The 14,544-nt window shown below is 43.8% G+C and carries 10 protein-coding genes; 6 read left to right on the forward strand and 4 right to left on the reverse strand.

Going from position 1 to position 14,544, the window contains the following annotated elements:
- Positions 1-66: 66 nt before the first annotated feature.
- A complete protein-coding gene (cyoE, locus tag MKZ12_RS13705) occupies positions 67-996 on the reverse strand; it encodes a heme o synthase (RefSeq protein WP_253434982.1) in 930 nt (309 codons plus the stop codon).
- Positions 997-1,449: 453 nt separating this feature from the next.
- Here cyoE and MKZ12_RS13710 point away from each other — a divergent pair, with 453 nt between their 5' ends.
- Both MKZ12_RS13710 and MKZ12_RS13715 read left to right on the forward strand, forming a co-directional pair.
- On the forward strand, positions 1,450-2,379 hold the full coding sequence (locus MKZ12_RS13710; RefSeq protein ID WP_339260902.1) for an NAD(P)/FAD-dependent oxidoreductase: 930 nt from the start codon (positions 1,450-1,452) through the stop codon (positions 2,377-2,379).
- Between the two features lie 307 nt (positions 2,380-2,686).
- Positions 2,687-5,926, forward strand: a complete 3,240-nt coding sequence (locus tag MKZ12_RS13715; RefSeq protein WP_339260904.1) for a cytochrome P450 — start codon at positions 2,687-2,689, stop codon at positions 5,924-5,926.
- Positions 5,927-6,402: 476 nt separating this feature from the next.
- Here MKZ12_RS13715 and MKZ12_RS13720 read toward each other — a convergent pair whose 3' ends face one another.
- Positions 6,403-8,205: a collagen-like triple helix repeat-containing protein gene (locus MKZ12_RS13720; RefSeq protein ID WP_339260906.1), complete on the reverse strand. Its 1,803-nt coding sequence runs from the start codon at positions 8,203-8,205 to the stop codon at positions 6,403-6,405.
- Between the two features lie 264 nt (positions 8,206-8,469).
- On the opposite strand from MKZ12_RS13720, the gene MKZ12_RS13725 reads away from it, so the two are divergent.
- From MKZ12_RS13725 to MKZ12_RS13735, 3 genes are all read left to right on the forward strand, one after another.
- Complete coding sequence (locus tag MKZ12_RS13725) at positions 8,470-9,057, forward strand: TetR/AcrR family transcriptional regulator (RefSeq protein ID WP_339242321.1); 588 nt, start codon at positions 8,470-8,472, stop codon at positions 9,055-9,057.
- 68 nt (positions 9,058-9,125) lie between these two features.
- Entirely contained in the window at positions 9,126-10,607 is a 1,482-nt protein-coding gene (locus MKZ12_RS13730) for a DHA2 family efflux MFS transporter permease subunit (protein WP_339243053.1), read from the forward strand.
- A gap of 304 nt (positions 10,608-10,911) precedes the next feature.
- Complete coding sequence (locus tag MKZ12_RS13735) at positions 10,912-11,559, forward strand: hypothetical protein (RefSeq protein WP_339260908.1); 648 nt, start codon at positions 10,912-10,914, stop codon at positions 11,557-11,559.
- An 85-nt stretch (positions 11,560-11,644) separates the two neighbouring features.
- Here MKZ12_RS13735 and MKZ12_RS13740 read toward each other — a convergent pair whose 3' ends face one another.
- The gene (locus MKZ12_RS13740; protein ID WP_339260910.1) at positions 11,645-12,622 is read right to left on the reverse strand and encodes an alpha/beta hydrolase; all 978 of its coding nucleotides are present in this window, start codon (positions 12,620-12,622) and stop codon (positions 11,645-11,647) included.
- A gap of 202 nt (positions 12,623-12,824) precedes the next feature.
- On the opposite strand from MKZ12_RS13740, the gene MKZ12_RS13745 reads away from it, so the two are divergent.
- Positions 12,825-13,802: an MBL fold metallo-hydrolase gene (locus tag MKZ12_RS13745; protein WP_339260912.1), complete on the forward strand. Its 978-nt coding sequence runs from the start codon at positions 12,825-12,827 to the stop codon at positions 13,800-13,802.
- Between the two features lie 51 nt (positions 13,803-13,853).
- On the opposite strand, the gene MKZ12_RS13750 is transcribed toward MKZ12_RS13745, so the two are convergent.
- Complete coding sequence (locus MKZ12_RS13750) at positions 13,854-14,435, reverse strand: LysE family transporter (protein ID WP_339242329.1); 582 nt, start codon at positions 14,433-14,435, stop codon at positions 13,854-13,856.
- Positions 14,436-14,544: the final 109 nt, after the last annotated feature.

Consider the following 14,544-nt stretch of genomic DNA (forward strand, 5'->3'; position numbering starts at 1 on the left):
TACAGACGTTTACTCCTTGAAAGAGTATAGTCTGTAAGGCTTTTCGTTATAACGAGTGTAACGGTTTTATCTCATCATTTGAGCAATCAAGGAATACGCAATGATGACCAAGAAGATAATAGTGATATGGTTAATGGAGAAGATAAACATCCGTTTGGACCATTTCTCCGTTTCTTTCCGATCAAAGGTAGCCACACTGAGAATGAGCCAGGCCAAGGTAACCAGAAATGCCACAATAGCGACAAAAGGACTCATCGGCCAGAATAAAAAGCTGGATATCAACAAGAGTACCAGATACACATTCGTCTGAATGTATGTCCGTCTAATACCTTTAACGACAGGCAACATGGGAACACCAGCAGCTTTGTATTCGTCAAAACGACGAATTGCAATGCCGTAGAAGTGAGGCATTTGCCATAGGAGCATCGTTACGACCAATGCCCAGATCTCAAAATGACCCAGTTCCGGTGAAATGGCTGCCCAACCGATAAGCGGAGGCACAGCCCCTGAAAGACTTCCCACTTCCGTGTTGTAGATCGTTGTACGTTTGGTCCACATCGTGTATGGGAACACGTAAAGCAACAGTCCCAAAATACCGAATACGGCAGCAGATGGGGAAGCGATGTACAACATGATGCCCCCGATGATGGTGATTGCAATACCGAGAATTAACCCCGACTTGGTATCTACGCGTCCCGTAACGGTAGGACGTGTCTTCGTGCGCTCCATAATCGCGTCAATATCGCGATCATACAAGTTGTTAAACACCCCTGCTGCCCCAATAATAAGGGAAGACCCGATAAAAGAAAGAATAATTGGTACAATATTAGCTAAGATTGAAGCATCAAATACATATAAAGCCAAACTTAAACCCGCAAACATGGCGATCAGGTTGGACTTGATGATTCCGATTTTGATCGTATCGAAGAATACTTTCGGAATCGAGCTATACTCCAGGCTGATATTGGTCTGTGAACCATTGTTCAATGTTTTCAAGAACTCACTTCCTATATCTATACTTATATATTATGTCGCTATTATACCATTCAATACACTATGTGATTTAATTAACGTTTTAGTATTTAAAATAATGTCATTTGATTGTGAACAATTTAAAAACAAGGTTTTTTTTAATTGTTAAATAATTATTTCTGTGTTACAGGAGAGAAGCAGAAAATCCGTGGATAACAGTGATGTGAAGTTTGTTCTATCATTAGTAGTGTAATTGTAAATGTTCTTTTGTTCAACTCACATTGGCTGAATTGTAGAAGGCAGTTAAAGATATATGTTGCAAATTACTCAGGTTTTGTTTATTGTAGATATAAGATATCTTTAATGGTTTTATTTAAATTGTTCTTATGTAGTCTCCGAATTACTTTTCTTATGGGAAGCGGAGATTATTTTTAAAAATAAATTAGAGATATTAAATGTCTTGAAAGGGTGAATAATATGAGTAATACGAATCAACTCTTGGATGTACTTATTATTGGTGGAGGACCAGCGGGGCTTAATGCAGCCCTTGTACTCGGCAGAGCCCGCAAGAACGTCGTAGTCATCGACGATGAGACACCGCGAAACTGGGTTACAAAAGAGACGCATGGGTTTGTGACGAGAGATGGGGCCAGTCCTCGTGAATTTCGCAAAGCGGCAAAAGAGCAGATTGCAGCATACCCTTCAGTTCAATTTGCATCGGATACGGCAGTAGCGGTTACAGGTAGTAATGGTGATTTTGTAATCCAGACTACACAGGGGACAAGCTATCGCACGAAAAAGATTTTGTTTGCAGTAGGTAAGAAAGATCTGCCTCTGGATATTAACGGATTAACAGAGGTTTATGGTAAAAGTGCGTTTGTGTGTCCATATTGTGATGGATGGGAGCTAAGAGACCAGTCGCTGGTCATCATCGTTAGTGGAGATAAGGCATTACATATGGCAAAAGTCATATCCGGCTGGACAGATCGTTATACAATCTGTACGAATGGATCAGATTCCTTAACCGATGAGGAGCGTGAAGAGCTGAAACAGCATCATGTTACTGTATTCGATGCACCAGTTAAATCCATTGACTCTGAAAAAGGAATGGTAAAGCAAGTTGTGCTGAATGACGGTACAGCGATTCCATGCACGGGAGTCTTCTTCCAACCCAAACTGTTCACCGGATCAGAACTGCCGAAGGCCATCGGTTGTGATATTTCAGAATCAGGAACAGTTATCGTTGATGCTTCGGGCAAAACATCCATAGCGGGTGTGTACAGTGCAGGTGATGCAGCCTCTGAGTTGTATCAGGCCATTACGGCTGCGTCCCTGGGAGCATTGTCTGCAGTAAGTATTAATACTGAATTGAATTTTGAGAAGTGGGATGAGCCAAGTCAGCATTAGATTATATGAATAAGCGTTATAGAACCAATAGAACCATAGCGATAGCGTCACAAGTTCACACAGTAGGGGATTGCATATGCAATCCTCTACTTGTTGTTTTTAGCCTTAACGTTGAACGATTCCAAAGAGAGGGAGCAACCGGAAGAAAATTTGATATCAAGTTTAAATTGATTTATTATATTATTAAATGATAGATATCACTATCAATTATAAGCAAAGGAGAGGTCATACATGAATGAAAACAGAGCAGCCATCCCTTGGTTGGCGAATACCTTGCTCCATGACGTACAGATAAGAGGTGATCATCATGAATAATACAACTCACATACCACAGCCTAAAATGTATGGACCGCTTGGAAATCTGCCTTTGATTGATAAAAATAAACCAACGTTGTCGCTAGGTGCACTGGCTGAACAGTATGGACCGATATATCGACTTACCGTGCCCGGTTATTCCGGTTTAATCGTATCTGGGCCAGATCTTGTTGCTGAGTTATGTGATGTGTCCCGTTTTGACAAGTTTGTATACAATGAACTCGAAAACGTCCGTGCTTTTGGAGGCGATGGTTTATTCACTAGTAGAACATCAGAGCCCAACTGGAAAAAGGCCCATAACATTCTGCTTCCGACTTTCAGCAAGCAGGCCATGAAAGGTTATCATCCCATGATGGTGGATATTGCCGAACAGTTAATCAACAAGTGGGCACGCCTCAATTCCAACGATACGATTGATGTTGCAGACGATATGACACGTCTTACGTTGGATACCATTGGACTATGTGGATTCAATTATCGGTTTAACAGCTTTTACAGACAGGATCACAGTCCTTTTATTGAGAGCATGGTCAGAGCGCTAAATGAAGCGATGCAGAAGAGCTCACGTTTGAAAATTCAGAATCTGCTGATGGTCAAAACCAAACGACAGTTCCAGGACGATATTCAGACGATGTTCTCTCTGGTAGATCAAATTATAGAGGAACGTAAAGCGAGTTCAGCATCTGAAGAGGTTGACTTGCTCGCTCGTATGTTGAATGGCAAAGATCCAGGGACTGGAGAAATGCTGGATGATGAGAATATCCGTTATCAGATTATTACGTTTCTGATTGCCGGACATGAAACAACCAGTGGTTTGTTATCTTTTGCCCTGTATTTCTTATTGAACAATCCTGAATCCCTTCAAAAGGCGTACGACGAGGTAGATCAGATTTTGGTCAGTGACTCACCACAGTACGAGGAAATTCTTCAGCTTGCCTATATTCGCATGATTCTAAGTGAATCGCTACGTCTATGGCCAACAGCCCCGGGTTTTGATGTATATGCCAAAGAAGACACCGTCATAGGTGGCAAATATCCCTTGAAGAAAGGGGAGAGTTGTAGCATTCTTCTGCCCCAGCTTCACCGTGACAGAGAGGCTTGGGGAGAGGATGCGGAGCTGTTCCGTCCAGAGCGATTCGAAGATACGACGAAAGTGCCTCATCATGCGTATAAACCTTTTGGTAATGGGGAGAGAGCATGTATCGGCATGCAGTTTGCTTTATATGAAGCAACTCTTGTGCTTGGCATGGTCCTCAAACATTTTGAGCTGATCGATTATAGCAATTATGAATTGGATGTTAAACAGACGCTGACGTTGAAGCCGGGAGACTTCCGAATCCAGGTGAAAGCGCGCGCGGCTACGCAGCCGATGAATAAGGCAACTGTATATGCAAAAGAGGAACCTGATGTTGTTCATAAAAATGTAGCAAGCGACCGTCAGATGGGAGAAAATGTGTTCGTTGAAGCAGATGGTGATCCATCACTCCTGGTGTTGTATGGTTCCAATCTGGGAACGGCAGAAGGCATTGCCAGGGAACTTGTGGAGAAAGGTCGTTCGTATGGCATCCCAAGTGAAGCTGCAACTCTGAATGAATGGATGGGCCGTTTACCCCGTCAGGGGGTGGTTCTCATCGTCACTGCTTCGTATAATGGTAAACCACCACAAAATGCTACAGCATTTGTAGACTGGTTGAAGGAAGCGGAGTCAGAGGATGCACGGGATGTGAACTATGCAATTTTGGGCTGTGGAGATCGAAGCTGGTCGGGAACATACCAGAGTATTCCGCGATTAATGGATGAGAAACTTGAAAATTTAGGTGGCAATCGATTGTTATCCCGCGGTGAAGCCGATGCCGGAGGTGATATCGAGAAACAAGTCGAGGCATGGCAGCATATGTTGTGGCCGCAGGTGTTGAACGCTCTGGGAATCAACGCGGAAGTAGTGAAGCCAACCTGGCCAAGCACAAGGGGAATTCAAATGGAGTTTGTCCATGAGGAAGCAGAGATGCCGATTGCACAAACATATGATGCCAGCTATGCCACGGTATTAGTTAATAAAGAACTTCAGGAGATGGGAAGTGGGAGAAGCACACGTCACATTGAGGTGTTGCTTCCTAAAGGTATGACCTATAGAGAAGGCGATCATCTAGGCGTGTTGCCTAACAATCAGTCGCAGAATGTGGACCGGGTTCTGAGTCGGTTCGGGTTAAGTGGAGATGTCCATGTACAATTAACTTCGGACACGAAACACCTTACACATCTTCCCCTTAACCGTCCCGTCAAGGTACAAGAGTTGCTCACTCAATGTGTGGAACTGCAAACACCTGCTACCAGAACACAGTTACAGGAGTTGGCTAATCATACGGTATGCCCCCCTCATAAGCGTGAACTGGAAGGCATGTTGGACGAGAACAGCTATAGGGATTATATTCTTGCCCATCGAATCACCATGTTGGACCTGTTAGAAAAATATGAGGCGTGTGAGTTGCCTTTTGAAAAGTGTATTGAACTATTACCGCCGCTTAAACCCAGATATTATTCAATATCCAGCTCACCACGACTGAATTCGAAGCAAGCAAGCATAACCGTATCGGTAGTAAGAGAGCCTGCGTGGAGTGGCAGGGGCGAATACCTTGGCGTTGCCTCATCATACCTCGCCAGTTGCCAATCCGGAGAACGTATACTGATGTTTGTACGGACGCCGGAATCCGAATTTGTTCTATCGGAAGAAGCCGATGTTCCCATGATCATGGTGGGACCGGGAACGGGGGTTGCACCGTTCAGAGGGTTCCTCCAGGCAAGAGCTGTCATGAAACAGAGAGGTTTGCCGCTGAGTGTGGCGCATTTGTTCTTTGGATGCAGGGATGATTCAGATTTCATCTATCGTCAGGAGTTAGAACGATTCGAACGAGAAGGCATTGTTAAGTTACACACTGCTTTTTCTCGTGCGGAGGGCAAGCCCAAAACGTACTTACAGGATCTGATGAAAGAGGATTCCGAGCAGTTGCTTCATATGCTCATGAACAATGGAAGAATCTACGTATGTGGAGATGGAAGCCAGATGGCTCCTGCGGTGGAAGAGGCTTTGCAGCAGGCGTATCAGAAGGTGCAGGGAGCAACGAGGCAGCAAGCGAAAGAATGGCTCATTCAGCTTCAGGCTGAAGGACGTTATTTGCAGGACGTGTGGGCAGGTAATAAACGAACAGTTGAAACCTCTGAATGTATCTATTAAAACTTAAAATGAAAGAGTAGTTCACATAAAATAAATAAAATATTTTCAATATATGAAAAATATTACATTTTGATAGAATAATATCATATTTGATGAAAATGTACTTAAATACGAAAGGGAGATGAAGATGAAAAAGAAACTTATGATTGGTCTATTAACCGTCGTTGCATGTTTCAGTCTTGGCTCCACATCTCTTGCAGCCAGTATACCTTCAACTTCAATCAATTCCAACGCTTGGTGATATTCCAATGACAGCAAGTTATAATGTTGATCCATACTGGGGACAACCTCACACTAAAATCAGTTGATGGTCAGACAGGTTACACATGGACCGTGATATACGCAGGTTATGTTAACTATTAAGTAGTAATGGAACATTGCTGTTAATCTAAAAACAGCCGTTCGATCTGGACTTTCACATCCAAATCGGCGGCTGTTTTTTAGATTAGGCACTTTGTAAGAGCGAGAAATGATTCTTATCTGGAATCCTGAATTGTTGCAGAGCTATTATTGGCACTCAGATCGGTAAGCGGATCGAAAGGAGGCCCTGTTATTGTACCTGCGAGCAGTGCAATATCCACCGCATTGACTGGACTGCCCCATGAATTTCCAGAGAAAACCATAACGGCCTGATCATTCACAAATCCTCTGGTATTATAAACTACATTACTGATGATTTCTCCAGTCGTGTTAGGGTTGAAGTATGCTGGTTGACGCAAGGAATAAAAAATATTATTGCGTACAATTAATCCGGTCATATTTCCAATCTGGGTGACGAGGCCACGATTAACAACCCAACCTGAAGAGGGACCTGCTTGCGGAGGACCGAATATGGTATTGTTTTTTACGGTGTGGTTGGTTCCGCCTAATTGAATAAACTCAACAGCATAAGGATTGTCACTGGTGATCGTTAATCCGTCTACAGTTACTCCGCTTCCAATGATGGTGAAAGGGATAACAGCAGCTTGTAACAGGATAATTGTACTAGGATAGCCCATTAAAGTTACTCCTGCTTTATTAATAGTAATATTTGCAGTAATAGGGTATGTGCCACCAAGAATATGAACGGTTCCCGTTGGAGATACCGCGGTTACACCTTGTTGAATCGTTCCAAAGGGACTAGCTTGTGTTCCATTTCCACCCACCGCGCCTTGTAAAACATATACGTTAAAGGGATCGGGCAGTACAGTACCCGTAGCTCCAGTGGCACCAGTTGCACCAGTTGCACCAGTGGCTCCGATGGCTCCAGTAGCTCCGGTGGCCCCGGTGACTCCGGTGGCTCCAGTGGCTCCAGTAGCTCCGGTGGCTCCAGTAGCTCCAGTAATCCCCGTAGAACCAGTAACTCCGATGGCACCTGTTGCACCTGTATTACCCGTTGCACCCGTAGGGCCTTCTGGACCGCCTGATGGACCAGTATCACCCGTTGCACCCGTGACACCCGTCGGACCTGTATCCCCAGTAGCGCCTGTTGATCCTGTAACACCTGTCGGACCTGTATCCCCAGTGGCACCCGTCACCCCTGTAACACCTGTTGAACCGGAAATACCTGTAGCTCCCGTAGGACCTGATGCCCCAGTAATGCCGGTGGCCCCCGTAATACCGACCGCACCCGTGAGACCTGTCGGACCTGTATCCCCAGTGGCGCCCGTCACCCCTGTAACACCTGTTGAACCAGAAATACCTGTAACTCCAGAAATACCAGTAGCGCCTGTGATGCCCGTTGCCCCAGTAGATCCTGTGGCTCCAGAGTCACCAGTAGGTCCTGTAGATCCTGATGCACCCGTAGCTCCAGTCGTGCCTATGGCACCAGTGAGCCCCGTTGCGCCAGTAGCACCTGTATTTCCTGTAGGTCCAGTAGGTCCTGTAAGTCCCGTAGTTCCTGTAGCGCCTGTTGTACCGGTAGCCCCGGTAGCTCCATTAAAATTCTCACTGCCAAATAATTCGGAATAAACAAGTCGATGAGCAGCAACTAAAGAGCCGGCACTGTTTTTCCCCCAAACAGAAACTAAAATGTCCTCAGGGGTTGCGCCTGTATCTGTAATAACGAATTCAAAGCTGTTGATATCGGCAAAATAACTACGTGTAGCTACTGCGCCAGGTAAAATGGTGAATTGCTCACTCACATATAAAGCTCTGGTTGTAATTAATGAATATCCCTGTATGAGTATAGTCGCGGCGTTTACAGCACTCTGATTTTCAATTTTAATTGAAACCGTCTGGGTGGGTCGTACGCCATTTACTGGACTATTATCAATAGGGCCAGTTAGCAGGATTGCCAAGTTTCTCACTCCTTTTCTCAAAAATCGTGATTATGTGTAATTCACTCACACTGATGTATGTTTATTCTGGATTAGAGAAATGTGCCCTACTTTCTGAGAAACAAATGTAAGAAAGGTAACAATAAAAAAATAAAGATGGCGTGATGAATCCATATGAAAATGCTTACATCTAAAATTTGAAATAAAAAGGATTGACAGTGCCTATTTAAGCGGGTTTAATTATATAGACCGATTGTTATAATTATTTGAAGGAAGTGGCTTTCGTTGAGTGAAAAGTCTAATGCTAGGGAGTCCATTGTCAGCACAGCAGCGAGACTGTTTTTTTCACAAGGATATCATGCGACCGGTCTGAATCAGATCATCAAAGAGAGTAATACGCCAAAAGGGTCGTTGTATCATTATTTCCCTCATGGCAAGGAAGAGCTTGCGCACGAGTGTATTCAAAAAGCCAATGAACAGATCCTGCAGACATTTGAGAAAACATTTGCAGCCCATGATAATACAGGGGACGCCATTCAGAGATTTATTCATGATTTGGCTCATGAAACAGAAGCAGCCGGGTTTACCGGATTTCTGCCATTCAGCTTCTGGGCAGCTGTGGAGACATCGTGTATTAGTCAGCAGTTGCGTATTGCATGTCAGGGTGTATTTGCAGATTGGCAGGATATCATTAAGAAACATCTGATTCTGGATGGCGTTGGTGAAGAGAAGGCGCGGGAGACCGCACTTCTGATCATTTCTTTGATGGAGGGAGCACTGATTATCAGCCTGACCAATCAGGATAAACAGCCTCTGCTGACGGCTGCTGAGTATTTGTCGGTTGTGACGAAGAACGCCAAACAGGTTCAATGAGTTATAGCAAGAGCCAGAGAAAAAGAAAGTTCGATACGTTTGAGGAGGATGGGATCGTGGAGGTTTCCATGAAGGCTGATTCTGCACAGAATCAACAAGAAACGAAGCAATACAAGGTATTTCCGATTTTGTTCGCAATGCTGCTGAGCGGCTTTATTGGTCTGTTTGGGGAAACGGCATTAAACGTGGCTTTGACGCCACTTATGGGTCTGCTTGAAGTTGGACCTACAACGATTCAATGGTTAACCACAGGTTACTTGCTTGTGTTGGGAATCCTGGTGCCGGTATCCGGTATGCTGTTGCAATGGTTTACAACCAGACAGCTATTCACAACGTCCCTGATTTTCTCCATTGCAGGCACATTTGTTGCTGCGCTTGCACCTAGCTTCGAAATTTTGTTGGTGGCACGGGTACTACAGGCTGTAGGTACAGCACTGTTGCTGCCGCTGATGTTTAACACGATATTGGTTATTTTCCCGATTGAAAAACGTGGTGCTGCTATGGGATTAATCGGCTTGGTTATCATGTTTGCGCCAGCAAGCGGGCCAAGTATCTCCGGTCTGATCCTGGCTAATCTGAGCTGGCACTGGATCTTCTGGATTTCGTTGCCGTTCTTCATTATCTCACTGGTATGCGGCTTGCTGTTCTTGCCGAATATTTCGAAATTGACCAAGCCCAAAATCGATGTACTATCCATCATCCTTTCTACTCTAGGTTTTGGTGGTATCGTATACGGCTTCAGTAGCGCAGGTGGACATGGGGATACCGGTGGGGGCTGGACAAGTCCGATCGTTGTATCCACATTGGTTGTTGGTGTGCTGTCCTTGTTACTGTTCAGCATCCGTCAGTTGAGAATGAAACAGCCTATGATGGACTTGCGTGCCTTCAAGTACCCAATGTTTACGATTGGTTTGATTCTTGTCTTCATCTGTATGATGATGATTCTGTCTTCCATGTTAATCCTGCCTATGTATCTTCAGCAGGGAATGGCTGTGACAGCGTTGACTGCTGGATTGGTACTATTACCAGGCAGCTTGTTGAATGGATTTTTATCACCAGTCATGGGACGTTTGTTTGATAAGTTTGGACCGAAATGGCTTGTGATTATTGGAATGACTGTCGTGGCAATTGTTCTGTTCTTATACACAGGTATTGAAGCGACGACTTCCCTTGGTACGATTATTACGTTGCATGTGTTCATGATGGTCGGCATTTCGATGATTATGATGCCTGCACAGACCAATGGTTTGAACCAGTTGCCTCGTGAGTATTATCCGCACGGTACTGCAATCATGAATACATTACAGCAGGTATCCGGAGCAATCGGTACTGCGGTGGCGGTAAGTATATTGAGTGCAGGGCAATCCAGCTTTCTAAGTAGTGTGGCGAATCCGGAAACCCCGGAGAATCAACTGGCAGGTTTCACATCAGGAGTACAAAACGCTTTCGTCTTTGCTTTGGTTCTGGCGATAATCGGTTTGATCACTTCACTCTTCGTAAAACGAGTCAAGGTTGGATCTACACCAGAGCAACAAGGTCCAATGCATTAATATTATACCTATGCAATATAAAGAGCGATGCGTTCCTTAACCATAAGGATGCATCGCTCTTTTATTAGGTGAAATTTATTAGTTAATAATTTGTGTTGACGTGAAACGGGTTTCAGCCATTAGAGTAAGTGTATAGCCAGTCTTCGGCAGCACAAAACATTGAATTTCTGAGCAAATACTTCATGTTCCTGCAAGATTGTATATGTTCATACTAATATAACAGGGTAATATAGAATATATTCGTGCAATTTTAATTAATCGAAAACGATTTATATCTTTTATCTTTATGCAAGGAGACCTCATTATGATAATCATTCATCCCATCGATAACACGATCGAAAAGATGCTGTTACACTACGAAAAAAATGGCCATCTCACACTACAGGCTTCGCTTATTAGTAATAGCTCGGTTGTATATAGATTGCAAGACTATTGTCTCAAGGTATACGCTTCACGAGCAAGATTGGATGGGGAGATGGAAAGTGAAGCAATTAGGTCATTGCAAAATAACCCTTATGCACCTAAATTGTATGCGTATTCACCAGGGGAGTACATCCTGACAGAGTGGATTGACGCATGTAATCTGAAACAATACCGTGCGGCGTATGGACATATTCCTCCAAGCTTGATATATGATATGTTCTCGACAGAGCTTCAGCAGATTCAAGCCGGATATTGGGATTGGGATGTTATCCGATACGAAAATTTACTTTGGACGGAAACCGGAAATGTGAAAAGAATAGACTTTTGGTTGTGTGAGCCTGTAAGAGCCAGACGCGAGAGCCTGTATGAGCAGGTCATTCAAAAGATTGAACAGATCTACAATGGGGATCGAATCGAAATGGAGGCAATGGCGCAGTATTTCATTCGTCACCAGCTTACTTCTTCAGAGATCCAGCAAGCCTTCAACGATTTCCGGTCTCAACGGCCAAGACTGGCGATAGCACAATAAATCATACTTAAAACCCCAGAGATATGGATAATCTTTGGGGTTTCTTTTTTTACTATAGCCTTGCATTACTTTGGCAGATTGTAAGTTACTTCTTCACCATAGCCAATATTTCATCGGCAACGAGGTCAGGATGATATTGATGGATGTAATGGTCGGTATCTTTAATGGTTACCTGTTTCGATTCATCTGACCAAGATTTGAATTCTGCTTGTGTTTTATCCCATTCGGGCTCACTTGCACCAAAGTAGTCAGCCGTCAGTATGGTGAGTGGAAACGGAAATGGTTGCTTGTGATCTACGACCACTTTTCCATTTTCAGCTATTTCACGCAATTCATCCAACGTGTTTTCATTACCATAGTTGTGTAGTAGGGCAGTTGTATCCAATTTTTTTAAATCTTCAGGTACAAGTTTCAGTTCATTACGGTTGGCATTGGATGTTTCGACAACCAAGTCAGATTGCATGGAGAGGCGGAATAGTCCGGTTTGGATACGTAATTTATTAGCAAAACCACCAATTGTGTCTGCCAAAGAGTCATCGTCCTTCGAATAATATTCAGGGCTTCCACCATCAATCATGACGATACCCTTAACGAGATCCGGGTATTTTTGTGCGAAACGGATGGTCTCCAGCGAGCCGAGCGAATGTCCAACTAATACATAAGGTGGCTTCTGTCCAGATACCTGCAACAACTCGTGTAATTCTTCAGCTATGGTATCAACATCACGTTTCTTATCGGTCTGATCACTGTATCCATAGCCAAATCGATCATATACAGCGAATTTTGTGTTGGGAGCGAGCTTTTCATATAATGGATAATAATCTACATAGGGATTAGCGGTACCCCAGCCGGAGGCGAGCACTACGGTTACATCGCCTTTTCCACCCGTATATAGATGCATATTTTCACCATGTACTTTGTACAACTCTCCAGGGGGCACAAGTATTTTTGCATCTTGTCTTGCACCTATTTGTTGGTAGATTACCCCTGTACCGAGAAGCAACAGAAGCACCGCCAGGTCGAATATCAAAAACTTGACTAATCTTTTACGCCATTTCTTCATGGTTTCTCACACACTCTCTCGATGTATTTTCTCAATTATATATGCCCAATCTTATACGAGAGAAAACCGTGTCTTAATTCTATCTTAATTAACCGAAAATTGAATATCACCAGCCAATGAATTAATATATAGCTACGATATGAATATATGTTATCTAAATGTTTAATCATAGATTGATTATATAGAACAGAAGGTATGAACAATGACAAAATACGAAAATCAGCTTCCGACATCAGCTGGCATGAACTTCAAGTCCTTGGTCAGTATATTGAGAGATTCCATGCGTGGAGATGTTGAGCGGAGGCCATCAGGTACGATGCCGATAGTGATGTGTGAACCTGCAGAGTCATTCAGTGCATCCGATCATCCGCAGGTTACATGGTTTGGCCACTCGGCGTTTTTGCTTGAAATCGAGGGTCACAGGTTACTCTTTGATCCGATGCTGGGTAATCGTCCATCCCCCGTATCATGGGTGGGTACCAAACGTTACAGCACGAATCTACCGATTCAACCGGAGGATTTCCCAACTCTGGATGCAATCATTATATCGCATGACCATTATGATCATCTGGACTATGATTCCATTCGCAGATTGAAGGATAAAACAAAACGATTTATCGTGCCGCTTGGCGTACGTCGTCGACTGATTCAACTGGGAGTGCCTTTGGAGCAGATTACCGAGCATAACTGGTGGGATGAGTTATCGTTCAAAGGTCTGACATTTGCTTGTACGCCAGCACGACATTTTTCAGGCAGAGGATTATTCGACCGCAATTCGACGTTATGGTGTTCGTGGGTCATCGCTGGACAACATACAAAAGTGTTCTTTAGTGGTGACAGCGGATACGGTCCTCACTTCAAGGAAATTGGCAGTAAATACGGTCCATTTGATCTGACTTTGATGGAATGCGGGCAATATGACGAACGGTGGTCCAACATTCACATGATGCCGGAAGAGACGGTGCAAGCGCATTTGGATGTAGGTGGCCAGTTGCTTATCCCGATTCATTGGGCCGCATTTACGCTGGCTTATCATGCCTGGAATGAACCGGTCGAACGGATCACCAAGGCAGCACATTCTATGAATGTTAAGATTGCAACACCTAAAATTGGCGAGAAGGTTGTACTTCATACGGATCACTACCCTACACATCCATGGTGGAGACCGGAACTCTGTTGAAATTAAAAGCGTTCAGCTCATTCAATGAGTGGACGCTTTTTCTGTTGCATTTTACATCAGGATCGATAGGGCACTGTAGATTAACATTATACCCATCACGATATTAACTGGACGTTCATATCGCAATAGAAAGCTCTGGAATAATAGTCCACCAAAAGCCCAGGTCATATTGGCGCTAATCCCGATGAAGGTGAGCAGCAAGGAAAATGCGATAAGTTGAACATGGGATTGCCCAAGAGGCAGAACAAAAACAGATATGGCCGTAAGTCCATACAGAATGACTTTGGGATTAATGAATTGCAGGGTGAACCCAAATAGAAATGAATAATGATTCACTGTGTTTTCTTCCGTATCTGCAGGTTTGCTTCGCATAATTTTGATTGCCAGGTAAAGCATGTACACACATCCCAACAGGTTCAAAACGGGTGTGATCTTGGGGATATATTGATGCAGAATAAGGTTGAAATAGCTGGACAAAAACATAATAAGCAAGCAACCGGCTGCAACTCCACTAATAAACGGTAGGGTCTTGCGGAAACCCTTATTTCTTGCATGCGTCATGGAAATGATATTGTTGGGGCCCGGTGTAAATGATGCGATGATTGCGTATGTCACCAAAGGTATGATGTTCATGTGTCCTCCATGTCTTCTCAAGTTGTGTGATATAATAAACTAAAACGTGCGCTATAACGTATGTTCTTTATCATTGTACAATACGTACGTTATAAAGCACAACTAGTTT

Origin of the sequence: Paenibacillus sp. FSL R5-0713, from assembly GCF_037973325.1 — a bacterium.
Classification (GTDB): domain Bacteria; phylum Bacillota; class Bacilli; order Paenibacillales; family Paenibacillaceae; genus Paenibacillus.

Coding starts and splice junctions, on each gene's coding strand:
- MKZ12_RS13710 (WP_339260902.1), top strand. CDS start 1,450: ATGAGTAATACGAATCAACTCTTGGATGTACTTATTATTGGTGGAGGA.
- MKZ12_RS13715 (WP_339260904.1), top strand. CDS start 2,687: ATGAATAATACAACTCACATACCACAGCCTAAAATGTATGGACCGCTT.
- MKZ12_RS13730 (WP_339243053.1), top strand. CDS start 9,126: ATGAAGGCTGATTCTGCACAGAATCAACAAGAAACGAAGCAATACAAG.
- MKZ12_RS13735 (WP_339260908.1), top strand. CDS start 10,912: ATGATAATCATTCATCCCATCGATAACACGATCGAAAAGATGCTGTTA.
- MKZ12_RS13740 (WP_339260910.1), bottom strand. CDS start 12,622: ATGAAGAAATGGCGTAAAAGATTAGTCAAGTTTTTGATATTCGACCTG.
- MKZ12_RS13745 (WP_339260912.1), top strand. CDS start 12,825: ATGACAAAATACGAAAATCAGCTTCCGACATCAGCTGGCATGAACTTC.
- MKZ12_RS13750 (WP_339242329.1), bottom strand. CDS start 14,435: ATGAACATCATACCTTTGGTGACATACGCAATCATCGCATCATTTACA.